Source organism: Streptomyces sp. Y1 (genome assembly GCF_041053115.1).
GTDB classification, from domain to species: domain Bacteria; phylum Actinomycetota; class Actinomycetes; order Streptomycetales; family Streptomycetaceae; genus Kitasatospora; species Kitasatospora rubellomurina.
Map to the genome: position 1 here is coordinate 3,714,365 of NZ_CP163445.1, position 24,240 is coordinate 3,738,604.

21 protein-coding genes are annotated in these 24,240 nt (G+C 72.3%); 14 read left to right on the forward strand and 7 right to left on the reverse strand.

Going from position 1 to position 24,240, the window contains the following annotated elements; all coding sequences use genetic code 11:
• Positions 1-95 precede the first annotated feature (95 nt).
• Positions 96-449, reverse strand: a complete 354-nt coding sequence (locus tag AB2U05_RS15645) for a hypothetical protein (RefSeq protein ID WP_369183499.1) — start codon at positions 447-449, stop codon at positions 96-98.
• A 190-nt stretch (positions 450-639) separates the two neighbouring features.
• Here AB2U05_RS15645 and AB2U05_RS15650 point away from each other — a divergent pair, with 190 nt between their 5' ends.
• The 3 genes from AB2U05_RS15650 (at position 640) to AB2U05_RS15660 (ending at position 2,380) form a co-directional block, all read left to right on the forward strand.
• Positions 640-1,491, forward strand: coding sequence for a helix-turn-helix transcriptional regulator (locus AB2U05_RS15650; protein WP_045702634.1), 852 nt, complete (start codon positions 640-642; stop codon positions 1,489-1,491).
• Positions 1,492-1,504: 13 nt separating this feature from the next.
• Complete coding sequence (locus tag AB2U05_RS15655; protein ID WP_045702632.1) at positions 1,505-1,702, forward strand: DUF397 domain-containing protein; 198 nt, start codon at positions 1,505-1,507, stop codon at positions 1,700-1,702.
• A gap of 108 nt (positions 1,703-1,810) precedes the next feature.
• Positions 1,811-2,380, forward strand: coding sequence for an HD domain-containing protein (locus tag AB2U05_RS15660; protein ID WP_045702630.1), 570 nt, complete (start codon positions 1,811-1,813; stop codon positions 2,378-2,380).
• On the opposite strand, the gene AB2U05_RS15665 is transcribed toward AB2U05_RS15660, so the two are convergent.
• Together AB2U05_RS15665 and AB2U05_RS15670 are read right to left on the reverse strand one after the other, a co-directional pair.
• The gene (locus tag AB2U05_RS15665) at positions 2,362-2,829 is read right to left on the reverse strand and encodes an NUDIX hydrolase (RefSeq protein ID WP_369183500.1); all 468 of its coding nucleotides are present in this window, start codon (positions 2,827-2,829) and stop codon (positions 2,362-2,364) included. The genes AB2U05_RS15660 and AB2U05_RS15665 overlap by 19 nt on opposite strands.
• The gene (locus AB2U05_RS15670; RefSeq protein ID WP_369183501.1) at positions 2,816-3,589 is read right to left on the reverse strand and encodes an XRE family transcriptional regulator; all 774 of its coding nucleotides are present in this window, start codon (positions 3,587-3,589) and stop codon (positions 2,816-2,818) included. Before AB2U05_RS15670 ends, AB2U05_RS15665 begins: the two co-directional genes overlap by 14 nt.
• A 96-nt stretch (positions 3,590-3,685) precedes the next feature.
• On the opposite strand from AB2U05_RS15670, the gene AB2U05_RS15675 reads away from it, so the two are divergent.
• From AB2U05_RS15675 to AB2U05_RS15695, 5 genes are all read left to right on the forward strand, one after another.
• Positions 3,686-4,381: an HAD family hydrolase gene (locus AB2U05_RS15675; protein WP_369183502.1), complete on the forward strand. Its 696-nt coding sequence runs from the start codon at positions 3,686-3,688 to the stop codon at positions 4,379-4,381.
• Positions 4,382-4,462: 81 nt separating this feature from the next.
• Positions 4,463-5,365, forward strand: coding sequence for a phosphotransferase (locus AB2U05_RS15680; RefSeq protein WP_369183503.1), 903 nt, complete (start codon positions 4,463-4,465; stop codon positions 5,363-5,365).
• Positions 5,322-6,395, forward strand: a complete 1,074-nt coding sequence (locus tag AB2U05_RS15685; RefSeq protein WP_369183504.1) for a hypothetical protein — start codon at positions 5,322-5,324, stop codon at positions 6,393-6,395. Before AB2U05_RS15680 ends, AB2U05_RS15685 begins: the two co-directional genes overlap by 44 nt.
• 13 nt (positions 6,396-6,408) lie before the next feature.
• Entirely contained in the window at positions 6,409-7,083 is a 675-nt protein-coding gene (locus AB2U05_RS15690; protein ID WP_369183505.1) for a histidine phosphatase family protein, read from the forward strand.
• A 9-nt stretch (positions 7,084-7,092) separates the two neighbouring features.
• A complete protein-coding gene (locus tag AB2U05_RS15695; protein ID WP_369183506.1) occupies positions 7,093-8,229 on the forward strand; it encodes a hypothetical protein in 1,137 nt (378 codons plus the stop codon).
• A 189-nt stretch (positions 8,230-8,418) separates the two neighbouring features.
• Here the strand turns inward: AB2U05_RS15695 and AB2U05_RS15700 are convergent, their stop codons facing one another.
• The 3 genes from AB2U05_RS15700 to AB2U05_RS15710 all read right to left on the reverse strand — a co-directional run bounded on the left by AB2U05_RS15700 (position 8,419) and on the right by AB2U05_RS15710 (position 11,501).
• The gene (locus AB2U05_RS15700) at positions 8,419-9,156 is read right to left on the reverse strand and encodes a ricin-type beta-trefoil lectin domain protein (RefSeq protein WP_369183507.1); all 738 of its coding nucleotides are present in this window, start codon (positions 9,154-9,156) and stop codon (positions 8,419-8,421) included.
• Positions 9,157-9,546: 390 nt separating this feature from the next.
• Complete coding sequence (locus tag AB2U05_RS15705) at positions 9,547-10,890, reverse strand: DHA2 family efflux MFS transporter permease subunit (RefSeq protein ID WP_369183508.1); 1,344 nt, start codon at positions 10,888-10,890, stop codon at positions 9,547-9,549.
• A gap of 5 nt (positions 10,891-10,895) precedes the next feature.
• A complete protein-coding gene (locus tag AB2U05_RS15710; RefSeq protein WP_369183509.1) occupies positions 10,896-11,501 on the reverse strand; it encodes an NADPH-dependent FMN reductase in 606 nt (201 codons plus the stop codon).
• A gap of 111 nt (positions 11,502-11,612) precedes the next feature.
• Here AB2U05_RS15710 and AB2U05_RS15715 point away from each other — a divergent pair, with 111 nt between their 5' ends.
• Positions 11,613-12,302, forward strand: a complete 690-nt coding sequence (locus AB2U05_RS15715; RefSeq protein ID WP_045710508.1) for a TetR/AcrR family transcriptional regulator C-terminal domain-containing protein — start codon at positions 11,613-11,615, stop codon at positions 12,300-12,302.
• Positions 12,303-12,359: 57 nt separating this feature from the next.
• Here the strand turns inward: AB2U05_RS15715 and AB2U05_RS15720 are convergent, their stop codons facing one another.
• Complete coding sequence (locus AB2U05_RS15720; RefSeq protein ID WP_369183510.1) at positions 12,360-15,488, reverse strand: BTAD domain-containing putative transcriptional regulator; 3,129 nt, start codon at positions 15,486-15,488, stop codon at positions 12,360-12,362.
• Positions 15,489-16,025: 537 nt separating this feature from the next.
• Between AB2U05_RS15720 and AB2U05_RS15725 the strand changes: the two genes are divergently transcribed.
• The 5 genes from AB2U05_RS15725 (at position 16,026) to AB2U05_RS15745 (ending at position 24,228) form a co-directional block, all read left to right on the forward strand.
• Positions 16,026-17,336 (forward strand): hypothetical protein, encoded by a 1,311-nt coding sequence (locus AB2U05_RS15725; RefSeq protein WP_052707747.1) that lies wholly within the window; start codon positions 16,026-16,028, stop codon positions 17,334-17,336.
• A 61-nt stretch (positions 17,337-17,397) separates the two neighbouring features.
• Positions 17,398-18,249: a hypothetical protein gene (locus AB2U05_RS15730; RefSeq protein ID WP_045704402.1), complete on the forward strand. Its 852-nt coding sequence runs from the start codon at positions 17,398-17,400 to the stop codon at positions 18,247-18,249.
• Positions 18,250-18,305: 56 nt separating this feature from the next.
• Entirely contained in the window at positions 18,306-18,590 is a 285-nt protein-coding gene (locus AB2U05_RS15735) for a phosphopantetheine-binding protein (RefSeq protein WP_045704404.1), read from the forward strand.
• A complete protein-coding gene (locus tag AB2U05_RS15740) occupies positions 18,587-22,960 on the forward strand; it encodes an amino acid adenylation domain-containing protein (RefSeq protein ID WP_369183511.1) in 4,374 nt (1,457 codons plus the stop codon). The genes AB2U05_RS15735 and AB2U05_RS15740 overlap by 4 nt, the downstream gene beginning before the upstream one ends.
• A gap of 5 nt (positions 22,961-22,965) precedes the next feature.
• The gene (locus AB2U05_RS15745) at positions 22,966-24,228 is read left to right on the forward strand and encodes a hypothetical protein (RefSeq protein ID WP_369183512.1); all 1,263 of its coding nucleotides are present in this window, start codon (positions 22,966-22,968) and stop codon (positions 24,226-24,228) included.
• The last annotated feature ends 12 nt before the right edge of the window (positions 24,229-24,240 follow it).

Consider the following 24,240-nt stretch of genomic DNA (forward strand, 5'->3'; position numbering starts at 1 on the left):
GGAGCAGCTATCCGGGCCCTATCAGGCCCCCGAAGGAGCCACGGATAGCGATCCGATGGCGCGACGACAGCACAGGGCGGTAGCGACGGCCGACGTCAGGCCGCTTCGCCCCGGTCCAACGCGGCGCCACCCGGCTCCGCGAGCCAGACCACCCGCGCACTGACCCCCGGCCACCGCCCGAAGTGCCGGAGGACGCGCTCGGCCGACGCGAGGGTCATCCGCGTCCACCCGTCGACCCCGATCACGTGCGCGCGCCCGTTCTCGTCGGCGAGCCCCCAGGCCACCACCCACCCATCGGCGTCCTCACGCCCCTCGCCACACACCTGGACGACGGCGAACAGCCGGGGCGCACTGTCGAGCACGAGCCCGCACAGCTCCTGCTCGAACGGCGGGGCGACCGGCATCCGAGCCGTGTTCGGACGAGGGTTTTGCGACGGCGCAGCAGTCATGGAAATCTCCTACGTGAACGGGAGTTGGACGCCGCGCTGCCGCCACCACGGGCAGCGATCGTCCCTGACGCAGAATCAAAAGTAGCCAGTCGGTAGTATGTAGTCCACCGCCTCTGAGGAATTCGTATCATCACCCACTCCCAAGGGTGACGGTCGACTACGTCGGCGGTCGAGAGCGAGGAGTCAGCGGATGCCGCCCAGCAAGACCCCGCCGAGCATCCGGCAGCGGCGACTCGGCGCCGAGCTGCGCCGGTTGCGCGAGCAGGCAGGGCTGTCGGTCACGCGAGCCGGGGAGCTGCACGGCACCCCGCAGTCCCGGATCAGCAACATCGAATCCGGCGGATACCCGGTGAGCGCGGACCGGGTGCGGACCTTGGCCCGTCTCTACGGCTGCGTGGATGACACCTTGATCGACGCGCTGACCCGCATGACGGGCGGCCGCACCCGTGGCTGGTGGGAGGAGTACCGCGAGATCCTCCCGGCCGGAGCCCTCGACCTGGCCGAACTCGAGCACCACGCGCAATCGATGCGGATCGCTTCAGCCATTCACGTCCCGGGACTCCTCCAGACCCCGGAACACGCTCGCGCACTCTTCCGAGATGTCGTCCCACCCCTCTCGCCGCCGGAAGTGGAACATCTCGTCTCCCACCGCATCAAGCGACAGGGAGTGCTCTACGGCGAACAACCGATCCCGCTGTCCGCCGTCGTCCACGAGGCCGCCTTGCGCATGGGCTTCGGCGGTCCGAAGGTCGCCCGGGAGCAGTTGGAACACCTGGTGACCATGAGCGAGCAACCTCACATCGACCTGAGGGTGATCCCGTTCGGCACCGGCAGCTACCCCAGTTCCGGGGCCGGGATCGTGTACTTCAACGCCGAGGTTGCACGATTGGACAGTGTCCAGGTTGATGGAGACAGGTCCGAGTTCATCGACACCGAGCCGCAGTTGATCAAATATCGAGCTGTGATGGATCGGTTGGCGACAAGTGCGCTCGAGCCTGATGCATCCCGCGACCTCATCCGCCGTATCGCCCAGAGCGCCTAAGAGAGGACCGACCATGGCCGTTCACGACTGGCAGAAGTCCTCATTCAGCGGCGACGCCGCCAACTGCATATACGTCTCAGCACTCACCGACTGCACCCTCAGGATCCGCGAGAGCGATGACCCCGACGTCATCCTCACCACCACGCCCGCCTCACTCCGCGCCCTCCTACGCGGCATCCAGGCAGGCGAATTCGACCATCTGGCCCAGTAGTTCACGCCCTCAACGCTTCGGGCCCGCCGCGAAGGTTCGCGGCGGGCCCGGGGCAGCCGATCTGGCTGCTGCGCGCGTACAGGTACTCAGCACGGGAACCATGAGCCCATGAGCGAAGAGCCGACCTCATGGGCACGAACGCTGGCGATGAACCAGCTTGCCGAGTCGCTGCCACGACGCTGGTCACACACTCAGGGCGTGGCAGAGCGAGCGGTCCGCCTCGAACGAGTTCTCGGCCATCAGACCCGACTCCTCACCTGTGCCGCTCTGCTCCACGATGTCGGCTACGCACCGGGAGTGGCGACAACAGGGTTCCACCCACTCGATGGTGCGCGGTTCCTCCGTGACGTCCATGGGGCCGATGACCAGCTCACGCGGTTGGTGGCGAACCACTCGTTCGCGCTGCTCGAAGCCGAGGAGCGCGGTCTCCGAGAAGTGCTGGAGGTCGAGTTCCCGCTGCTGGAGGACCAGCGATTGGTCGACTCTCTGGTGTGGTGCGACATGACGACGACACCCGCCGGTAGCCCGACCACCGCCGAGGCACGCGTTGCGGAGATCCTCAGCCGTTACGGGGCGGAGAGCGTGGTGGGGCGGTTCATCGGTCGGGCGTCGCCGGGGATCTTCGCGGCGGTTGAACGGGTGGAGGCGTCGCTGGCGGCTCAGTCGAGGCGGGGGTAGGTGCCGGCGAGGTAGTCGCCGATCTGCTGGCGCATGCTGGGGTGGATGTCGTACTGGCCGAGGTCGGCGGGCTGAACGAAGCGGACGCCATCGGCCTCGTCGTTGATCGTGGGCTCGCCGCCGACCGGGCGGCCGATGTAGGTGTTCTCGTACTGCTGGCGGATCTCGCCATCGGTGTAGGCGACGATGTGGTTCGGGTTGGTGTAGACGCCGAGGAAGCCGGTGATCTCGGCCTGGATGCCGGTCTCCTCCAGGCACTCGCGCACCGCGCACTCGGCGGCGGTCTCGCCGATGTCCTGGGCGCCGCCGGGCAACGCCCACTGTCCCGTGTCCCGGCGGCGCTGCAACAGGATGGCACCGGAGTCGTCGACGACGAGCAAATTGCTTGCAGGGATGAGGGTGTTGGCCTTGGGGGCGTTGGGGTCGTTGTAGTACTCAGTCCTGCCCATCTGCGGCGGTCCCCTCCTGGCCGGGCATCCAGGGCCGCGCGTGGGCCCAGACTGCTTCGAAGCTCTGAGCGTAGTTGTCGAACCAGCCGGTGGTGTCCACTCGCTTGAGGTGGAGCAGGGGGTTGGCACTGGCCGGCTGGCCGAAGATGTGCGGGTTGACCAGGAGGTTGTCGTCATAGCGGAAGAGGGAGTTGTACAGGGTGGTGTCGTGAAGCCTCACCTCGCAGCCCTCTTCTGGGAGTAGACAGCGGTAGTAGGTGAGGGAGGCTCGGATCTTGGCCGCGAGGGTGTCGCCGATGCCCTCCTCGCGGCCTCTGGTCGCGGCCGCACGCCCGCTCGGATCTCCGAAGCACAGCCGCACTCGAACGCCACGGCCGGCCCGTTCGGCCAACATCTTGGCGACGTGCGGATTGGATTGGGCGAAGAACGTCCCGGAGAAGACGAGCACGTCGATCCGCTGCCGGGCCTCCTGCAGCAGGGTCAGCCAGGTCTCGCGAGGCACGCTGGCCCGGTTCTGGTGGGTACCGATGAGCTCGGTGCCCAACCCTCCGGTCCCCCGTGCTGCACGGGGCTGCGGGTCCGGCCAGAGGAAGCTCTCCTCCACCCGCAGGAGCCGGGCGGCACGGAAGCGGTGCCTCGGGTGGGGCAAGCGTCCGCCGAGCCAGCGACCAACGGTCTTGGGGTCCACTTCGCAGGCTTCGGCGAGCGCCTTTGGCTCCACGCCTCGCTGAGCGAGTACGGAGTGAAGTCGCTCGTTCACGGAGGCCATACAAGCCGAGCGGGGCCGGGCCGCGCAAGGACGTTGTGGGACGTATCGCCCGAGCTGACAAACCAACACGGTGCTTACGCTGGCGGCATGCAGCTCATCGTCCTGTGGGACATCGACCACACCCTCATCGAGAACGCCGGGGTGAGCAAGGAGATCTACGCTGCCGCATTCGCCTCGTTGACCGGTACCCCACCAACCGTTCGAGCATCAACAGAAGGCCGTACGGACCGCTTGATCATGCGCGACATGTTCCGCAGACACGATCTCCCGGAACCCGACTGGCCGATCACCGAAGCCGCCCTCGCCCGGGCCGGCCAGGAACACTTCGGCGAACTACGTCGACGCGGATCGGCACTTCCGGGCGTGCGCGACGCCCTCAAGGCCACTTCCTCCCAGGCCGGTTGGGTCTCATCGGTACTGACCGGCAACATCGCGGCGAATGCCCGCGTGAAGCTGTCGGCTTTCGATCTCGATCCGCTGCTGGATCTCGGCGTCGGCGCTTATGGCGCCGACGCCGAGCAGCGTGCCGACCTGGTAGCCGCCGCACGCCGGCGTGTTCACCGCCGCCGCGGACTGCCCAGCGGCACACCGGTCGTCCTGATCGGCGACACGCCACGGGACGTCGAGGCAGCCCTCACCACCGGCTGCGGGATCATCGCGGTGGCTTCCGGCATCCACGACCGGGCCGAGCTGGAGGCAGCGGGTGCTCCCGTGGTCCTCCCGGACCTGTCGGACACGGCGGACCTCCTTGCTCTGCTGGAAAGCGTCCCAGGACGTCCCTGAGCCGTCCACGTACGCGGTGACGCGGTCCTCGAATGCTGCGACACGATCCTCTCAAACTCGGCGCCACGGAAGGACGGATGGATGAGCGACTGGGAGTTCGTGAAGGACAGAACCGCCACCCAAGGCGCGGTGTGGCGGTCGGCCGATGGCCTGCTCTACAAGCGGACCGGTGGCGAGGACCTGCGGGCAGAGACCGAGTTTCAGCAGCTGGCCGCCAGCCTCGGCTATCCCGTCCCGGAGATCGTCGACAGCGGGCCCGAGGACGAAGGCTACTTCGCCATCGAGCGAGCCATCGGCAAGACCTCGCTCCACGAGGAAGCCCTGGCCGACGCGAAGCGGGACGGTCAGGTCAGCTACCAGGTCATCAGTACGGCAGCTGCCGTTGCGTCGAAGCTCCTGCAGGCCCAGGCGAGGCACCCCCTCCCCGCCATGCCGTGGTTCGAGAGGGCCGCCTTCTCGGCCGAGGTCTTCGAGGAGAACCCGGACTTCGACACCCCGCGCGTCCACGAGGCGGTCAAGCACGCCCTCGACCGGTTGGCCCAACTACCGGTGGTGCACGGGCACCTGGACTACGGCCTGCCCAACGTCCTGCGGGCCGGGGTCATCGACTGGCAGCACCACGGACCGGCCCCGCTCGGCTACGACGTCTACCCCGCACTCGACATCGTGGCCTTCAAGGGCGGCGGCAAGGGCTACACGATCAGCCCGGAACAGCGCGCCGCCTACACCGCCACGCTCGACGGGACCACCGCGTCCCTGATCGGGAAGCGGGTGAGCGAGCACCTGGGCGACTTCCTGCTCGTCAAGTGCTTCTTCTTCCTCGCCCTCATGCGGCCCACCGACCCCACGCGGCAGGACAAGCACATCAAGTGGCAGTACCGCCGCACCCTGTTCACGATGGGACTTGATCAGTATGAGTCGGGCAACACGATCGACACCGGTGCCTTCCCCACTCTGGAACGGTTCACCGCTGAACACCGGTAGGCCGGTCCCCACCGTCCGCGACCGCGACTACCTGATGGACCACCACGGAGTCGTCTTCAAGGTCATCGGCGACAGCCACCCCGGCAGCCACTATCTCGGCTACGTCAAGTACCACCCCGACGAGAAGGGCGACCGGCGGCTGTTCGGCCGGACCTACCGGCAGAACAGCGTCGTGTCGAAGTCGTTCGGCATCCTGGCCGGCAGGCCGGAGTGCTACGTCTACTCCGATGCCCTCGGCTGCGTCATCACCGGCATCCCGCGTGAGGACGTGGCCGTCCACTACTCCTGCCGACAGGCGCTCGCCGCCATCCACGAGGAGCCCGACGCGGTCGCCGACAACCCTGCGGGCAAGGACCTCCTGGTGATCACCGAGTGGATCACCGCGCACGACGCCCAGGGCCCGATCGGCGTCACCGGCTCCTTCCTCGTCGGCTGCTTCAACGAGCGCTCGGACATCGACCTCGTCTGCTACGGGCCGGAGGGCTACGAGGCCGCCCAGGAGCTGTTCCAGCAGACCGACATGATCCGGCCGTACGACGGAGACGACCTCACCCGGCTGTACATCCGCAGGGCCAAGTACATGGAAGGCAGTTCCTTCGACGCCCTCATCAAGCAGGAGCGCCGCAAGCTCCAGGGGCTGACCGCAGGGGCCGGCGCGCACATCAACTGCGAACCCATCCGCTCCGACCGCGACAGGACCTTCGCCCGCATCTGTTCCAAGGAGATCGGCGAAATCTCCCTCCTCGCGAAGATCACCGACCACTCCGAGGGTCTCACCACCCCGGCCGTGTACGGGATCAAGGTCAGGACCATCCTCAGCTCGACCATCGACGAGGCCGACTCCTTCGCCCGCCGGATCACCCACATGCGCTCGTACCTCGGCGCCTACACCGGTGCGTTCCGATCCGGCGACACCGTGCACCTGTCCGGCAAGCTCGTCCACACCCAGGACGGCGACCACAGCGGCTTCGGCATCGAACTCACCCCCTGGACCGTCAGCGGCTCCTACGTCGCCAACCTCGCCGGATAGGAGCCGCCGAACCATGACCCTGCTCGTCATCCGGCACGCCGAGTCCGTCGAGAACGCCGACAAGTACAGCGGCTTCTACCAGGACCCCCGCCCCTACAGCGGACCCGCCGCGCACACCATCTCCCGCACCATCGTCGGCCTGACCCCCCGCGGCTTCCGGCAGGCGCAGTGGCTGGCCGGCGTTCTGCCGGAGCTCGCCGGCCCCGAACCACACGTCTACACCTCGACCTACCGCAGGGCGATCGACACCGCCGCGATTGCCCTGCCCGACCTCCCCAACGGGTGGCCCCAGCAGACCGCGCTCCTGGACGAGCAGCACTACGGCGACGCCACCTACATGACCAAGCGCGAGCTGTTCGACAGCTACCCCGAGCTCGCCGAGGACCGCCGCCTGCGCAAGCACATCTGGACCGCGCCGGGCGGCGGCGAGTCGCTCGCCGAGGGCGTACTCAAGCGGGCCTCCGAGTTCGCCGCCCTCGCCCAGGCCGAACTGCAGGAGTCCCGCGCCGTCGTCGCCTTCACTCACCAGACCGCCGCAGTGGCGCTCCGATCCCTGCTCGAAGCCTGCACCCTGCCAGAGATCCTCGCCGAGGAGCGGAAGGGCAAGATGCCCAACGCCGCGATCCTCCACTACGAACTGCGAGACGGCCGGTTCACCCGGACGGGAACCACCACCCCGCCGATCTAGGAGGAGCCCGTGCGACACCTGTTCCTCAACGGGCCCGTCCAGAACGGACCCTTCACCTTCGCCACCCGCCCCGGCAAGGCCGTGGGCATCCGCCTCGCCGCCGCCCTCAACGCCATCCTGGGCTTACCGCCCGCACCCCACCTGTGGAACACCGTCACCCTCGCCGGAGACCTCCGCCACCGCCAGGCCGAGGACCCGATGATCCCCCGCCAGCGGTTCGAGGCCGACCTGATCGCCGACAAGTACACGTCCGGACAGCCCCCGGTGGGCGGCATACTGACCGACACCGACGCGGAGGTCTCCAACCTCGCGCTGGAGATGATCGAGAACAACCTCCGCGCCGGCACCCTCGCCATCAGCCGCGAGACCGTCCCCACCTGCCAGGCCTGCGGTCACATGACCGGCAGCGGCGGCCACCCCTGCAACGCCTGTGGCAGCACCGACACCGAAGACCGCACCGGCCTCCACCTCGTCACCGAACTCGCGAAGGACCGCCCCGTCCTTGACCGCTCCGACATCCACGCAAGCCACCGCCAGCAGCCCAAGCATCTCCAGCACACCGCCGCCAACGTCGCCCAGCGCCTGATCCTCTCCCGAACCCGCGACCACGGCATCGACCTCTCGCCGCTCGGCCTCAACGGGCTCGTCCTCGACCCACGGGTCGGCATCCACGCCACCGTCCTCGCCGCAGCCCGGCTGCACAAAGCGGACACGGCCGTCATGACCATCACCGAGAACGCGGCCAACCACATCGCCGCCCACGGCCAGCACTTCCGCCAACACGACGGCATCCGGCTTCAGTACACCCTGCACGGCCACCTCCCGTACGACCACGCGGCAAGCCTGCAACCGCTGTACGAGGCCTACCGAGCCGCCCAGGAGATCAAAGATGGCTTCGACGAGTGGTTCCTCCCGCTCCTCTCCCTGAGGGCCAAGACCGGCACCCGGCTGGACCAACTTCCCGCATTCTTCAAGCACTACATGCGGGCACACCTGGCTCAACCCGCTGAGGCCGACGAATCCCTCCTCGACGCCGTACGACATTCGATCTCTGTCGGCGGCACCGAATGGATCACGGACAAGCAGGCGCTGGCCAACGTGATGGCCACTCACAGAAGAGTGTCGGCCGTCACTGCAGAAATCTGAGATGCCGCCCCGACTCTTCCGGGCGCCCGCTCGAGTCGAGCGGGCGCCCGGAACCCGCTTCCTGTTCGTCCGGCCGTTGGCAGGACCGGGTGGGGGGGTGGGGGGTGGGGGGCTGGCCTCAGCCCCGAGCGCATCGCGGCAGGCCTGGCCGTCCTGGCCCGTGGCGCGCTCGGGTGGGCCGGTGCGGGATCACGCGGGGACGTGCCAGAGCTGGTTGGCCGTGTTGTTGAAGTCCCAGATCTGCGCGAGCGCGCCGTTGGCGGTGTCGAAGCCCCGGACGTCCAGGGCGCGGCCGGACTTCACGTTGATGATCGCGCCGTCGGCCCGGACCTGCCACTGCTGGCTGGCCGCGCCGTTGCACTCCCAGATCTGCACCGGCGTGCCGTTGTCGGTCCGCCCGCCGTCGGTGTCCAGGCACAGGCCGACTGCGCGGATGGTCCCGTCCGAGGCGATCCGCCACGACTGGTTGACGTTGCCGAGGCAGTCCCACATCTGGACGGGCGTGCCGTTGACGCTGGTACCCATGCGCACGTCCAGGCACTTGTTCATGAAGCCGGTGATCTGGCCGGTCGGCCCGCCCGCCGGCGCGGGGCCGAACTGGATGTACACCGAATTCACCTGGTCCGCGCCGCAGCTGGCCCAGGTGGTGGTGTTGCCGGTGACCCACCCGCCGGTGGTGCCCGCTATGACGTACGGACCGCCCGGGCCGCCCGTGTTGTAGTTCAGACAGGTGATCACCATGTGCCAGGTCTGCATCGGGTCGATGCCCGAACAGGTGCCGTTGAAGTACCCCTGGGGATTGCCCTGCACGTAACACGGTCCGGCGGCCTGCGCGGCGGCGGCCGGCGCGGCCTCGGCGGCGGGCGCCGTGAGCGCGGCGGCTGCCGCGAGCAGCGCGGTGGCGAGCAGGGAGGCGGTACGACGCATCGCGAAGGTCCTTCCGGAGACGGCGAGCCGACCGGCCCGCACGCGAAGAAATTGTGACGATCATGGGCCAGTTGTGCAGGCTGCGCGGATTCTTCAGGCACCGCGCGTCCATGGTCAACAAGGCAGGGGGAGATCACGCCACCGGTACGTCCACGGATGGATGGCGTACGACGCGGGGCGGGGACGGCCGGGGCAGGCCGGGCGGGCCGCCGATCCGGCCGGAAATGGTCGAAGTTGATCAGTAGCGGACAACAGACGACAAGGTCGGCGCCCGAGCAGACCAATTCGGCCATCCAGCCCCGCAGTTCACGCCTTCAACGCTTCGGGCCCGCCGCGAAGGTTCGCGGCGGGCCCGAAGAACTGGCGCCTGGGAGGGCATCCGGCCCCGGCTCACCCGCGCCGGGCCAGGAGGCCGGCCGGGAGGAGGGCCAGGGCGAGGACGGCGGCCGCGACCGCGTAGGCGGTGCGGAAGCCGGACGGGTCGGTGCCGGCTGTGCTCAGGACGACGGAGATCAGGGCGGTGCCGATCGAGGCCCAGAGTTGGGAGTTGATGCTCAGCGCGGTGCTGGCGGCGGCGATCCGGGCCTTGGGCAGGTGCCGGCCGGCGGTGGTCATGGTCGGCATCAGCACCATCCCGGAGCCGACGCCCATCACCATCGCCGCGCCGACCACCCGCCAGGCCGGGACGCCGGTTTCGCCCACCTGCAGGGCGGTGAGCGCCATGCCGAGCGCTCCGAGCGCCACGCCGGGCGGGATCAGCCGCCGCGGGCCGATGGCGTCGATGCGCCGCGAGGCGATCTGCATCGACACCCCGACCGCCAGCCCGACCGGTGCGCCGAGCAGGCCCGCCGCCATCGCGCCCTGGCCGCGCACCTGCTGCCAGTAGACCGGCGCGAGGAGCATCGAGCCGAAGTAGCCGCAGGTGAACAGCGCGAGCGTGGCGATCGATGCCGCGAAGGTCCGGTCGCGCAACAGCCGCAGGTCCAGCAGCGGCTGACGGACGGCCAGGGACCGTCGCGTCCAGCCGGCGATCAGCAGCACGCCACCGGCGACGGGCAGCCACGCGGTGCGCTCACCGGCGAGCCCGAAGAGCAGCAGCGCCAACCCGGGCGAGAGCATCAGCAGGCCCGGCAGGTCCAGCTTGGGCGCCTCGGCGGCCTCCGAGCCCGGCGCGTCCGGCCGCAGGAGCCGCCACGCCAACGCCAGGGCCAGCAGCCCCACCGGCAGATTGATCAGGAACATCCAGCGCCAGGAGACGGTGTCGAGCAGCCAGCCGCCGAGCACCGGGCCCGCCACCGGCCCGACCAGGACGGGCAGGCCGAGCAGTGCCATCGCCCGCCCCATTCCGGCCCGGTCGGCGGCGCGCATCACCATCGCCATGCCAACCGGCATCAGCAGGCCCCCGCCGAGGCCCTGCAGGGCGCGGAAGGCGATCAGGCTGCCGACGTCCCAGGCGCAGGCGGCCAGCAGCGAGCCGAGCGTGAAGAGGGCGAGCGCGAGCAGGTAGGTGCGCTTGGCGCCGATCCGCGCCATCGCCCAGGCGGCGGTCGGGATGACGGCCGCCAGCGCCAGGGTGTAGGCGGTGGTGGCCCACTGGATGGTGGCGATCGGGGCGTGGAAGACCTCGGTGAGCCGCCGCAGCGCGACGTTGACGATCGTCATGTCGAGCACCGAGAGCAGCGACCCGGTGACCACCACGGCCACCGTCCGCCCCACCGTGGACTGCGGCGCCACGGCGCTCACACCCCGTACGGGCGCTCGGCCCGGGCGCTGCGCAGGGTCCGCGCCCACCAGTCGAGCTGGCCGAGCATGCCCTTGGCGGCGCCCTCGCTGACGGCCCGGTCCAGCGGCGCGCCATCGGCGCCGAGGCCGGACCAGGGGCCGTGCAGGCTGACCGAGTCGCGCATGGTGACACCGTGCAACTCGGCGAAGACCAGCCGGAGTTGTTCGACGGCGCGCAGGCCGCCGCCGAGCCCGCCGTAGGAGACGAAGCCGACCGGCTTGGCCTGCCACTCCTCGCGGTGCCAGTCGATCAGGTTCTTCAGCGCGGCCGGGAAGCTGTGGTTGTACTCGGGGGTGACGACGACGAAGGCGTCGGCCGCGGCCAGTCGCGGGCTGACCTCGGCCAGCGCGGCCTTCGCCCGCTCGGAGGGCGCGCTGCCCCAGCCGGGCATCGCGAGCGGCAGGTCGACCTCGGCGAGGTCGACGACCTCGAACTCCATGCCTTCGCCCAGGCCTTCGGCGACGCCGAGGAACCAGTCCGCGACCTTCGGGCCGATCCGCCCCTCGCGGATGCTGCTCACGATCACGGCAACGCGCAGCTTCTCACTGATGGCAACAGACATGACTGGTCCCCTCCTCGGACGATCGGCCGGTGGATCGGCCGCTCCTCCGGTAAAGTACAACGAGCGTTGTAAGAATTGCAACGCCCGTTGTAATTTTCGAGAGGGGTCCGAGTGAGCAGCAGCAGCAACGAGGCCTGGCTGGAGCAGTCCCGCCGCGAGGTCCCGCCGCGGAAGCTGGCCAAACAGATCGCGATCGCGAGCGCCTCCTGCGGCGTCTTCGGCCGCGAGGGCTACACCCGCGCCTCGGTCGACGCGCTGGCCGCGGCGGCCGGCGTCTCCACCCGGACGCTCTACAACCACTTCCCGGGCGGCAAGGCCGAGTTGTTCCGCACGGTGGTGGCCTGGACCTCGGGCGAGGTCCGGGACGCCCAGATCGCCCGGATGAACGGCCTGTTGGACCCGGAGCGCCCGCCCCGGCCGGCGGACCTGGAGCGCGACCTGGTCGCCCTGGCGCGCGGCTTCGTGGCGCTGATGGCCGAGCACCCGGACCACTTCGCGCTGGTCCGCCACATCCACGCCGAGGCCGACCACGTGCCGGAGGAGGTGCTGCGGACCTGGAAGGAGGCCGGTCCGGGCCCGGTGGGCCGCGCCCTCGCCGAGGCGATGACCGCCCTGGCGGAGGCCGGGCTGCTCGACCTGCACGGGGACGCGGCGCTGGCGGGCGCCCACTTCATGGCGCTGACCTCGCACTCGATCGTGCAGCTCACCCACTACGGGGTGCTGAAGCTGCCGGCCGAGGAGACCGAGCGGCAGATCACCGGCGGTGTGGCGGCCTTCCTGCGGGCGTACCGGGCCGCCTGACGGCCGCAACCCCGACAAAGGCGCCCGCTCCGGCCGAGCGGGCGCCCGGAGAAGGCGTCAGGCGAGTTCGCCGCGGAGCATGATCCGGCGGCCGAAGAGCTCGTCCTTGAGGCGGTCCGCCTCGGGGGCCGCGACGTCGGCCAGCAGGGCCTGGGTGGCGGCGAGTTCGGCGAGGGCGGCGTCGGCGTCGCCCCCGGCGCCGTGGACGTCGGCGAGGACGAAGCGGGTCTTGCCCTGCCACAGCGCCGAGCCCAGGTCGTCGAAGATCGCGGCGGCGGCCTCCAGGTGGGTGCGGGCGGCGGGGAGCGAGCCGGCGCCGAGGGCGATGGAGCCGAGCGAGTACAGCGACTGCGCCTCGACGGTGCGTTCGCCGACCTGGCGGGCCAGGGTGACGGCCTGTAGGAAGACGGCCTCGGCCTGCCCGGTGCGGCCCTCGCCCCAGTGGACGAGGCCGAGCCCGTAGAGGGCGTGCGACTCGCCGATCCGGTCGTTGGACTTCCTGACCAGGCGGAGCACCCAGTTGAAGGCCTGGTTGGCCAGCTCCAGGGTGTCGCTCTTCAGGTACAGCTCGCCGAGCCGGTAGATCACCTGGGCCTCGACGCGCAGGCAGCCGGTCTCCCGGCAGATCGCCAGCGCCGAGTTGAGCATCTCGCGGGCGGTGTCGTACTCGCCGGCGTCCATCCGGACCTTGGCGACGCTGCACAGCACGTGCGCCTCGCCGATCTTGTCGCCGAGCTCGCGCAGGTCGGCGAGGACGGTGGTGTACTTGTCCATCATCGCCTCGTGGTCGCCGCGCAGCCGGTCGACGAAGGCCATGTTGCGCAGCACCAGCGCCCAGCCGTGCCGTTCGCCCTCCTCGGCGAAGTCGTCGAGGGCGGGCAGGAAGCAGGCGTCGGCCTCGGCGAGGCGCTTCTGGAACATGTGCAGGGTGCCGAGCGAGTAGCGCATGGCGGCGCGGCCGCGCCGGTTGCCGGTGGCCTCGGCGAGCCGCAGGGCGGCCTCCGAGGTCTCCCGCCAGTCGTCGAAGTAGCCCTTGGTCTCGAACAGGGTGACGGAGGTGAGGGCGAGGTCCCAGCAGAGTTCGTCGAGGCCGAGGTCGGCGGCCTGGTTGACGGCGGCGACCAGGGCCCGGCGCTCGGTCTCCCACCAGGCCATCGGGTTCTTCAGCAGGTCGGCGAGCTCGTCCTCGGGCAGCCGCCAGCGTTCGCCGGTGCCGTGCAGCACGGTGTAGTCGCCGCCGTACTCGCGCCGGTGGCACTCCTCGGCGAGGGACATCCAGGCGGCGAGCACCCGGCGCAGCGCGGCGTCGGCGTGCTCGGCCGGGTCGGCCTCGGCGAGGCGTTCGCGGGCGTAGATCTTGATCAGGTCGTGGAAGCGGTAGCGCGGCGCGTCCTCGCCGGGGAAGGTGAGGACGTCGAGCAGCTGGGCGTCGACGAGTTCCTCGACGATGTCCTCGGCGTCGGGCAGGTCGACGTCGAGCAGGGCGGCGGCCGTCCAGCCGGCGAAGTCGCTGGCGCGGGGCAGCGCGAAGAGCCGGAACAGCCGCTGGGCGTCGGGGCCGAGGGCACCGTAGGCGAGCGCGATGTTGGAGCGCAACTCCAGCCCGCCGTGGGCGAGTTCGTCGAGCCGGCCGGCCTCGGAGCGGAGCCGCTGGACGAGCCGGTTGATCCGCCAGTGCGGGCGGCAGGCGAGCCGGGCGCCGGCGATCCGCAGGGCCAGCGGCAGGCCGGCGCAGAAGTTGGCGAGTTCGACGGCCGCGGGCAGTTCCTTGGCGACCCGCTCGTGGCCGGCGATCCGGGACAGCAGCTCGACGGACAGGTCCTCGGTGAACAGGTCGAGGTTGACCCGGTGGATGCCGGGCAGGCCGCTGAGGCGGGAGCGGCTGGTGACGATGACGGCGCAGCTGGCGCTGCCGGGCAGCAGGTCGCGCAGCAGCCGTTCGTCCGGGACGTCGTCGAGCACGACGAGCACCCGCTGGCCGGCGAGCCGGCTGCGGTAGAGGGCCTTGCGCTCCTCCAGGTCGTCGGGCACCGAGTGGCTGGCCACGCCGAGGGCGCGCAGGAAGCGGCCGAGCACGTGCCCGGAGCCGTCCCCGCCGGAGCCGTGGAGGTCGGCGTAGAGCTGTCCGTCCGGAAATGCGGCGTGCAATTCGTGGGCCACACGAACGGCCAGGCTGGACTTTCCGATCCCCCCCTTGCCGGTGATGCCGACGACGCGCACCGGACAGCTGCCGGAGTTCTCCTGGACCGGCGCCTGGAGATAGTCCCGGATTTCCTCGACGTGTTCCTGACGGCCCGTGAAATCGGCGGTGTCGGTGGGCAATTGGTGCGGAGGCGGAACCGCGGCCTCCACCGGCGGAACCTCCGGTTCGTCGCCGTCGGAAACGGGCTCGGCGGAGCGCTGGGCGGGCACCGAGGGGACGACGGCGGCGGTGGGCGCCTCCAGCCGCGGGTCGCCGTTGAGAATGGCCATTTCCAGTTCCTGGAGCTCGCGGCCGGGCTCGATGCCCAGCTCGCTGACCAGGACGGCGCGCATCCGGCGGAAGACGTCCAGGGCGTCGGCCTGCCGGCCGGCCCGGTACAGCGCGAGCATCAGCGAGCCGTACAGCCGCTCGCGCAGCGGCTCCTGGGCGATCAGTTCGAACAGCGGGCCGATGATCTTGTCGTGTCGGCCCAGCTCCAGCTCCAGCCGGTAGGCCTCCTCGGTGACGGCCAGCCGCTGCTCGTTCAGCACGGTGGCGGCGCGTTGTGCCAGGTCACTGGGGATGCCCATGAGGGCGGGGCCGCGCCACAGGCCGAGCGCCTCGGCGAAGCCCTCGGCGGCCTGGGCGGTGCGGCCGTGGTCGGCGTGCACCCGGGCGGTCTCGCCGAGCCGGGCGAAGCGGTCGATGTCCAGCTCGCCGGCGGCGGTGGCCAGCAGGTAGCCGGAGGGGCGGGTGACGATGAGGTCGGCCCGGCCGGCGTCGGCGAGCACCCGGCGCAGGGCGGAGATGCAGATCTGGATCTGCGACCGGGCGGTGGCCGGCGGCAGCTCCCCCCAGACCGCGTCGACGAGCTGGTCATTCGGGGTGACCCGGTTCGCATTCAGCGCCAGCATCGCGAGGACCACCTGCTGACGCGGCCCCCCGATCGACACCTGCTGGCCGCCGTCGACGATCTCCAGCGGCCCGAGCAGCCGAATTTCCATGCATTTCCCCCGTCACATCGAAAGTTGCGCCCAGCAGCCCCGATGGACATTATCCGCATGGCTCCGTCACGCCTCGATCATGCGTTCCACATTTGTGATCTGCCTCACAACCGGAGGGTAGGAGTCCGCTTCTCCCGGGCACCCTGCGCAGTCGAACCGGCGGAAAACGGCCGTGGTGACGGTGCGTGAACACCCCAGGCAGAACCACCCCCGGACGGGCTCCGCGCACGGCGCACTTGCTGCCGTGCAGTTTGCTGCCATCGGGCGCCGATGGATTCGGCCCGCCCCGACCAGCAGAGTTCCTGGCATCAGCCGATCGGCACCCGCCCCGGCCCGATCAGCCCCCGCCCCCGGCCCGGCCGCACCGCGCCGAGGCCCGGATCGGCACCCACTCCCGCGACCGCCGGTATGTCGGCCGTGCCCCGAACATGCCCCGAACCAGAGAGCCGAGTTGCCCATGCGCATCGCCCCGCGACCGATCGCGTTCGCGACCCCCCGCCCGACCGCCACCGTGGTGTCCGGCGACACCGGCTGGGAGTGAGCGGCGCCCACCGGGAGGCCGCCACGCCCACCGCGCCGGCCGCAGCCGCCGCCGCGGCCGCCCTCGGCGAGGAGCTCGCCGACTGGTGCCGCACCGGCACCGAGCGGACCTTCCCGTACACCGCCCTGCTCGCCCACCTGCGCTCCGTGGGCAAGCACTTCCTCGCACCCGACCTGCTCGACCGGCTCGCCGCCTGCCGCACCCGCCACCGGGCCGACCTGCTCGCCGCCGGCCCCGAGGAGGCCCCCGGCAGCTTCCTCGGCCGCTTCCTCGACGTCGTCCTGGACAAGTACGACGACCACTACGACTACCCCAGCTACACCGCGCTGGAGCTGCTGCGCCGCCCGCCCAGCGGCGACTGGCGCAAGCTCCGCTACCGGCGCGACCGACTCGTCCTGCTGCTGCTCGCCGACCTGGTCGACTTCGAGCAGCGGGCCCTGGACGGCCACCCCGAGCACCCGGTCGAGATGCTGCCGGACGCCCGGGTGCTGGACAAGCGCCGGCGCCTCGCCGTCCGGGTCATGGAGCCGGCCGCACTGCGGGTGCTCGCCCCGGGCACCGTCGACCCGGGTACGGTCGCCGCCACCCCCGGCCGCACCGCGCCCACCCTGCTCGCCGACGCCGTCCGGGACACCCTGAGCGACGAGGAGCGGCTGACCCTGGCCGCCAGCGTCCAGCCGGTGTACGTGCTGCACGACGAGTACCTGTTCCTGCGGGTGCTGCAGTCCTTCGAGGCCACCTTCACCTTCATGTCCGGCGCGCTGGCCTGCGCCGTACGCCAGCTGCACGGCGAGGAGCCCGGCGAGGCGGCCCCGGCGGTCGCCGCCGTCGCGGACGTGCTGAAGGAGTCGCTGCCGCTGTTCTCGCTGCTGGCCACGATGCAGCCGGAGTCGTTCCGGATCTTCCGCCAGTTCACCGACGGCGCCAGCGCCATCCAGTCCGAGGGCTACAAGACCTTCGAGTCGTTCTGCTCGACCCCGCTGCGGGCCCGGCTCGACTCCGCCGCCTTCACCTCGGTGCCCCGGGTGCGCGCGGCCGTGCTGGAGGGCCGCGAGACCGTCCAGGGCACCTGGCACGACGTCGCCGACAGCGGCTGGCTCAAGGAGGCCGACGCCACCGCGGTGCGCGCCGCCGCGACCCAGCTGGAGTCCGTCCACCAGCGCTGGAAGCAGACCCACTACCGGCTGGCCGTCCGCATGATCGGCGAACGCACCGGCACCGGCGCCACCGAGGGCGTGCCCTACCTGGAGGCGGTCATCGCCAACCGGCTGTTCCCCTCGCTGGTCCGCGAGACCACCGCCGCCTGACGGCCGCCGTCACCCGACGCCCGCAGCACGGCACCCCACCCCGACCCGGAGACACCCACCGATGAGCAAGCGATCCGCCACCGGACGGCCCGGCGCCGCCCGGCAGTCCATGAACCCGGAGGAGGACGAGCGGCTGCTCGTCTACGAGTACGACCGGGGGAGCAACTACGAGGAGGACACCCGGCTCACCACCGCGCTCTCCGCGCTGCTGCCCGAGAACGAGCTCGTCCACCCGGACCAGCGGCTGTTCCAGACCGTGCACCTGATCACCGAGTTCGCCTGGTGCGAGATGCACTTCGAGATGCGCCGGGCGATCGACCTGATGCGGGCCGGCGACCAGCTGATGGCCGCCCAGGTGCTGGAGCGGGCGGCCGACGTCGGCGACATCCCGCTGACCGTGCTCACCGTGCTCGTCGAGCACCTGCCGCAGCGCAGCCTGCTGGCGATGCGCGCGACCTTCCCGGAGAACACCACCGGGCTGGACTCCCCGGGCGCCCGCAACCTGCGTCGCGCCGCCGTGCCGCTGTGGCAGGAGTTCATGGACGCGCTGCACCGCGCCGGCCTGACCACCGAGGACCTGATCGAGGCCCAGGGCCGGCTCGCCGCGCCCGCCGAGGAGGACCGCGCGGCGGCCGAACTCGCCCTCGTCCGCAAGGCGATGCTCCGGCTGGACGGCGCCGTCGTGTACTGGAAGCAGCGCCACCTGCGGATGGTCTGGAGCCAGCTCGGCGGCCACCCCGAGTCCCGGCACGGCATCGACGAGGCCGAGTGCCCCGGCATGCCGACCAGCCTGCGCGGCCAGTCGATCAGCGCCCTGCGCGCCATGTCCGAGCGGACGCTCTTCCCCGCGCTGTGGGACTCCGTGGACGCCACCTACCGCAAGACCGTGCCGGTCGGGGGGACGTCCTGGTGAACCCCTGGCGACCGCTCCCCGACCACCTCCTCCGTGCGGAAGGAACCCGCCCCGCCATGACCGCCACCCCTGAAGCCACCCCGCTCCTCGGCACCGTCCGCGACGCCTGGGCCTCCGTGCTCGGCCACCAGGACTTCGGCGACGACGAGAACTTCAACCGCGTCGGCGGCCACTCCGGCGCCGCGCTGCGGATCAGCAAGATCCTGCGCACCGCGCTGGGCCGGCCCGTCCCGATCAAGCTGCTGTTCGCGCACCCGACCGTCCGCGGCCAGGCCGAGGCGCTGGCCGCCTCCGACACCGACACCGCGACCGCCGCCGTCCCGGTCGGGGCCCGGGCATGACCGCGTCCGTCGCCCAGCTGGAGATCTGGCTCGCCGACCAGGTCGAGCCGGACTCCGGCCGCTACAACATCCCGCTGGCCCTGGAGTTCGACGGCCCGGTCGACCCGGCCGCGCTGCGCGGCGCCCTCGCCGACCTGCTGCTGCGCCACCCGGCGCTGGCCAGCCGGTTCGAGGCGCAGGGCGGCGAGCTGCGGGTGCTGCCCGAGCCGGGCGCCGTCGTCCCGCTCGGCGTCGTCGCCCAGCCCGGCCCGTACGAGCGCGAGGCGGCGCTACGGGAGGGCGCCGCCTCCGCCGCCCGCCCGCTCGACCCGGGGACGGCGCCGCTGCTGCGCGCCGACCTGTTCGCCCACCCGGACGGCGCCCTGCTGGTGCTGACCGTCCACCACATCGTCGCGGACGGCGACTCGATGGGCGTGCTCACCCAGGACCTGCTGACCGGCTACCGGGCGCACCTGGAGGGCACCGCGGTCCACCCGGCCCCCGCCCTGGCCACCCCGCCCGCCGCCGGCGAGGGCTGCCCGCACTGGGACGCCCTGGTCGGCGACGACCCGGTGGTGCTCGCCCCGCTGCCCGACCTGGTCCGCCCGGACGGCGGCGCCGCCGGCGAGCCCGGCTGGACCGAGCGCCGGCTGCCCGCCGAGCGGCTGGCCGCCGTCCGCGAGGTCGCCGTCCGCACCGGCACCTCCAGCGCGACCGTGCTGCTCACCGCCTGGACGCTGCTGCTGCACGCGTGGTCCGGCGAGTCCGAGGGCGTGCTCGGCATGCCCTTCGCCGGGCGCGACGGGGCCGGCGCCGAGCACGCGGTCGGCCTGTTCACCCGCGTCCTGCCGGTGCGCAGCGACTACCTGCCCGAGCGCGGCTTCGACGCCCAGGCGGCCCTGCTGGGCGGGCAGTTGCTCGACTCGATGGAGGCGCTGGCCGACCACGGCGCCCCGGCCGGCGGGCCCGGCTACGCCACCGTCTTCCTGCACCACCCGGCCGGGCGCCGCGCGTGGCGGCTGCCCTCCGTGACCGTCCGCCAGTTCGACCTGGAGGGCGGCGCCGCCAAGTACGACCTCGGCCTCGCCGCGGTCGAGCTGGACGAGGGCGCGGGCGAGGAGCTGCTGCTGCGCATCGACCACGACTGCGCGCTGTACACCCCGGCCACCGCCGACCTGATGCTGGACCAGCTGGACCGGCTGCTGGCCGCCGTCTGCCGCGCCGACGCGCCCTGCCTGGACCTGCTGGCCGGCCTCGCCGTCAGCACCGGCCGCACCGGCGCCACCGACCGGGCCGACGACGCCGCCACCACCGTGCCCGGGCTGGTCCTCGCCCAGGCCGAGCGGGCCCCCGACGCGACCGCCGTGATCCACCGCGACCGGTCCGTCAGCTACCGCGAACTCACCTCCGACGCCGCCCGGTTGGCGCACTGGCTGCGCACCCAGGGGGTGCGCACCGACGACCTGGTCGCCCTGCTGCTGCGCCCCGGCATCCCGACCGTCACCGCGATGCTCGCCGTCGCCCTGGCCGGCGCCGCCTACCTGCCGCTGGACCCGGCCTACCCGGACGCCCAGCTCGCCCTGGTGCTCGACGACGCCCGCCCCGCGCTGGTGCTGACCGAGCCCGGCGAGCAGGACCGGGTGCGCGCCACCGGCCGGCCGGTGCACGCCGTGCCGGACGCCGTCCGCGCGGCCCGCTGCCTGCCCGCCGTCCCGCCGGTCACCTCGGCCGGACCGGACACCCTGTTCAACGTGCTGTACACCTCCGGCTCGACCGGCCGGCCGAAGGGCGTGCTGCTGCACCACGGCGGCGTGCTGCGGATGATGCACCGCCCCGACTTCGTGCCGCTCGGCCCGGACGACACCGTCTCGCACCTGTCGCCGCTCAACTTCGACGGCGCCACCTACGAGATCTGGGGCGCGCTCACGCACGGCGCCCGACTGGCCGTCCTGGACAAGGAGCTGGTCCTCGCCCCCACCGAACTGCGCGCGGCCGTACGGGAGTTCTCCGTCACCACGCTGCTGGTCACCACCCCGCTGCTGAACCGGATCATCGAGGACGCGCCGGACCTGCTGCAGTCGCTGCGCCGGGTGTACTTCGGCGGCGAGCTGATCTCCGTCCCGCACATCCGCAAGGCGCTGCGCTGGTGCCGCCCCGGCACCCTGCTGCACAGCTACGGGCCGACCGAGAACTCCTTCACCTCCTCCTGGCACCCGATCACCGAGGTGCCCGAGGGCGCCCGCACCCTGCCGATCGGCGGCCCGGTGCCGCACACCCGGCTGCACGTGGTGCTGGAGGGCACCCTGACGCCCGCCCCGCCGTACGTGCCCGGCGAGCTGCTGCTCGGCGGCGCCGGCGTGGCCCGCGGCTACCTGGGCGACCCGCTGCGCACCGCCGAGCGCTTCGTCCCCGACCCCTTCCACAGTGACGGCGGCCGGCTCTACCGCACCGGCGACCGGGTCCGGTGGGCCGCGGACGGCCAGTTGGAGTTCATCGGCCGGGCCGACAACCAGGTGAAGATCCGCAGCCAGCGGGTCGAGCTCGGCGAGGTCGAGGCCGCGCTGCGCGCCCAGCCCGAGGTGCGGGCCGGGTTCGTCACCGCCCGGATCAACGGGCGCGGCGAGAAGGAGATCGTCGGCTACGCGGTGCTCGAACGCCCCACCACCGTCGAGGAGTTGCTCGGCCGGCTCGCCGCCGTGCTGCCCCGCTTCGCCGTCCCCTCGCACCTGCTGCTGCTGGACGAGCTGCCGCTCACCCCGAACGGCAAGATCGACCGCCGCCGGCTGCCCGCCCCCGGCGCCGCCCCGGCCGCCCCGGCGCCCGCCGCCGTGCCGGCCCTCGGCGAGCGGCGGCAGCCGGACGACGACGCGCTGACCGCCGTCACCCGGGTCTGGCAGGAGCTGCTGGACGGCCGCCCGTTCGGCCCGGACAGCAACTTCTTCGACGTCGGCGGGCACTCGCTGATCCTGGTCAAGCTGCGCGACGGCCTGTACCGGGCCACCGGCGTCAAGCCCGGCGTCGCCGACCTGCTGCGGCACACCACGCCGCGCGCCCAGGCCCGGCTGCTCGGCGGCGGCGAGGCCGCCGCCGCACCGCGGCCGGCCGCGAGGCCCCGTCGGCGCACCGACGACGACGCGATCGCCGTCATCGGCATGGGCGCCCGCTTCGCCGGCGCCCCCGACCTCGCCGCCTACTGGGACAACCTGCGGGCCGGCCGGGACTGCTTCAGCCAGGGCCCCGGCCCGGTCGTCACCGAACTCCCGGACGGCACCCGCAAGGTGGCCCGCTGGGGCATGATGGCGGACGGCCTCGGCTTCGACGCCGAACTGCTCGGCTTCGCCCCCGAGGACGTCAAGCACGGCGACCCGCAGCAGGGCGTCCTGCACGAGGTGCTGTGGTCGGCCGTCGAGGACGCCTCGCTGCGGCTGAGCGACATCGCGCACGGCACCAGCCTGTACGTCGGCTGCCCGCGGTTCGTCCAGAACGACGGCGAGGCCCGGGTCGACGACGTGGTCAACTCCGACCCGACCTTCGTCGCCTCCCGCTTCGCCTACCTGCACGACCTGTGGGGCGAGGCCCTGCTGCTCGACACCGCCTGCTCCACGGGCCTGTACGCCGTCCACCTGGCCGCCCGCTCGCTGCTGCGCGGCGAGAGCGACTACGCGCTGGCCGGGGCCGTCTCGCTGGCCGAGTCGGACGGCGGCTACACCTACCGCCCCGGCTTCCTGTACGCCGAGGACGGCTTCTGCCGGCCCTTCGACCAGCGGGCCACCGGCACCGTGGGCGGCTTCGGCGCCGGCGCGGTGCTGCTGCGCCGGCTCGCCGACGCCGAACGCGACGGCGACCCGGTGTACGCGGTGATCCCCGGCAGCGCCGTCAACAACGACGGCGTCGCCCGGGTCGGCTACTCGGCGCCCGGCGTCGAGGGCCAGGCCCGGGTGATCCGGGACGCCCTCGCCGCGGCCGGGCTGACCGGCGAGGACGTCGGCTACCTGGAGGCGCACGGCACCGGCACCCGGCTCGGCGACGCCATCGAGGCCACCGCCCTCGGCGAGGCCCTGGGCACCGGCGGCCCGCAGGTCGCGATCGGCTCCGTCAAGGCCTCGATCGGGCACTGCAACACCGCCGCCGGCATCGCCGGGCTGATCAAGGCGGTGCTCGCGGTGCACCACGGCTACCTGCCCGCGACCCCGGGCGTCACCGAGCCGATCGAGGAACTGACCCGGCACGGCGAGCGCTTCGCCCTGCTCACCGAGGGCCGCCCGTGGCCGCAGGACCGTCCGCGCACCGCGGGCGTCAGCTCCTTCGGCGTCGGCGGCACCAACGCCCACGTCCTGGTGCGCCAGCACCAGAGCGCCCCGAGCTCACCGAGCGCCCCGGAAAGGGTGTGACACCGATGACCTTGCCCGACGCGCCCCGCGTGCTCGCGCTCTCCGCCCGCGACCGGCTCGCGCTCACCGAGGCCTGCCGCCGGCTCGCCGAACGGCTGGAACGCGAACCCGCCCTCGACCCGGACGACGTGGCCGCCACACTGCACCTGGGCCGGGAGCGGTTCGCCGCCCGGCACGCCGTCCACGGGCGCACCACCGCCGAGTTGGCCGCCGCCCTGCGGGCCGGGGCACCGGCGGACGCACCGCAGGCGGCTCCGGCCGTCGAACTGCACCTCGGCGCGCTCACCGAGCCCCTCCCCGGCGCGCCCGAACTGCCGCAGGTCACCGAGGCCCTGGCGCTCGCCGAGCAGCTCGGCGCCTCGCCCGCCGGACGGGCGGTGGCCGTGCAGTACGGGCTGGCCGCCTGGCTGATCGCCCGCGGCGTGGTGCCCCGGGAGATCCACGGCGAGGGCACCGGCGCGCTCGCCGCCGACGCCCTGCTCGGCCGCACCGCGCTGGCCGACGCGCTGCGCGCCGACGTCGACCGCCCCGGTGGCGCCGGCGAAGCCGCCCTGGTCGTCGACCTCACCGACCCCGGGACGGGCGCCACCGAACGGCTGCGCGTCACCCCCGAGGACGGCGCCCCGTTCTCCGAGCTGCTCGCCGGACTGCTCGCCGAGCTGTGGCGGCGCGGCCTGGACGTCGACACCACCCTCGGCCGCCCCGGCCGCAAGGTCCGGCTGCCCGGCTACCCGTTCCGCCGCACCACCGCCGACGAGCAGCCCGCCGCGGCCGCCCGGGGCCTGCGCCCGCTCACCCCGCACGAGCAGCGCTGGCTCTTCCACGACCTGGTGCGCTCCTCCAGCTCGGCCGAACACAACGCCCGCGCCGTCGCCGTCCGGCCCGGCCCGGCACCCGAACCCGCCGCCGTGGCCGCCGCGTTCACCGCACTGCAGCAGCGGCACCCGAAGCTGCGCACCGTCTTCACCCAGCAGGGCGGCCGCTGGTTCGCCCGCACCGACGCCGCCCCCACCGGGCTCACCGCGCCCGTCCCCGGCCGCCCGGCCGAGGCGGTCGCCGCCGGACCGTTCGAGCTGCGCGACGCCCCGCTGGTGCGCTGCGTCCTCGACACCGGCGAGCGCGACGGGACCGACTGGACCCTCGCCCTGGCCGCCTACGAGCCGGTGGCCGGCCGCGAGGCCGTCGAGGCCCTGCTCACCGAACTGCTCACCGAACTGCTCACCGAGCTCCCCGATCTCCGCGACGCACCCCACCCCGTCGCCGCCTGAAAACAACTCACT

Excerpts from the sequence above, each read along its gene's own strand:
- AB2U05_RS15645 (WP_369183499.1), bottom strand. The coding sequence starts at position 449 with ATGACTGCTGCGCCGTCGCAAAACCCTCGTCCGAACACGGCTCGGATG.
- AB2U05_RS15650 (WP_045702634.1), top strand. The coding sequence starts at position 640 with ATGCCGCCCAGCAAGACCCCGCCGAGCATCCGGCAGCGGCGACTCGGC.
- AB2U05_RS15655 (WP_045702632.1), top strand. The coding sequence starts at position 1,505 with ATGGCCGTTCACGACTGGCAGAAGTCCTCATTCAGCGGCGACGCCGCC.
- AB2U05_RS15660 (WP_045702630.1), top strand. The coding sequence starts at position 1,811 with ATGAGCGAAGAGCCGACCTCATGGGCACGAACGCTGGCGATGAACCAG.
- AB2U05_RS15665 (WP_369183500.1), bottom strand. The coding sequence starts at position 2,829 with ATGGGCAGGACTGAGTACTACAACGACCCCAACGCCCCCAAGGCCAAC.
- AB2U05_RS15675 (WP_369183502.1), top strand. The coding sequence starts at position 3,686 with ATGCAGCTCATCGTCCTGTGGGACATCGACCACACCCTCATCGAGAAC.
- AB2U05_RS15680 (WP_369183503.1), top strand. The coding sequence starts at position 4,463 with ATGAGCGACTGGGAGTTCGTGAAGGACAGAACCGCCACCCAAGGCGCG.
- AB2U05_RS15690 (WP_369183505.1), top strand. The coding sequence starts at position 6,409 with ATGACCCTGCTCGTCATCCGGCACGCCGAGTCCGTCGAGAACGCCGAC.
- AB2U05_RS15700 (WP_369183507.1), bottom strand. The coding sequence starts at position 9,156 with ATGCGTCGTACCGCCTCCCTGCTCGCCACCGCGCTGCTCGCGGCAGCC.
- AB2U05_RS15710 (WP_369183509.1), bottom strand. The coding sequence starts at position 11,501 with ATGTCTGTTGCCATCAGTGAGAAGCTGCGCGTTGCCGTGATCGTGAGC.
- AB2U05_RS15720 (WP_369183510.1), bottom strand. The coding sequence starts at position 15,488 with ATGGAAATTCGGCTGCTCGGGCCGCTGGAGATCGTCGACGGCGGCCAG.
- AB2U05_RS15730 (WP_045704402.1), top strand. The coding sequence starts at position 17,398 with ATGAGCAAGCGATCCGCCACCGGACGGCCCGGCGCCGCCCGGCAGTCC.
- AB2U05_RS15735 (WP_045704404.1), top strand. The coding sequence starts at position 18,306 with ATGACCGCCACCCCTGAAGCCACCCCGCTCCTCGGCACCGTCCGCGAC.
- AB2U05_RS15740 (WP_369183511.1), top strand. The coding sequence starts at position 18,587 with ATGACCGCGTCCGTCGCCCAGCTGGAGATCTGGCTCGCCGACCAGGTC.
- AB2U05_RS15745 (WP_369183512.1), top strand. The coding sequence starts at position 22,966 with ATGACCTTGCCCGACGCGCCCCGCGTGCTCGCGCTCTCCGCCCGCGAC.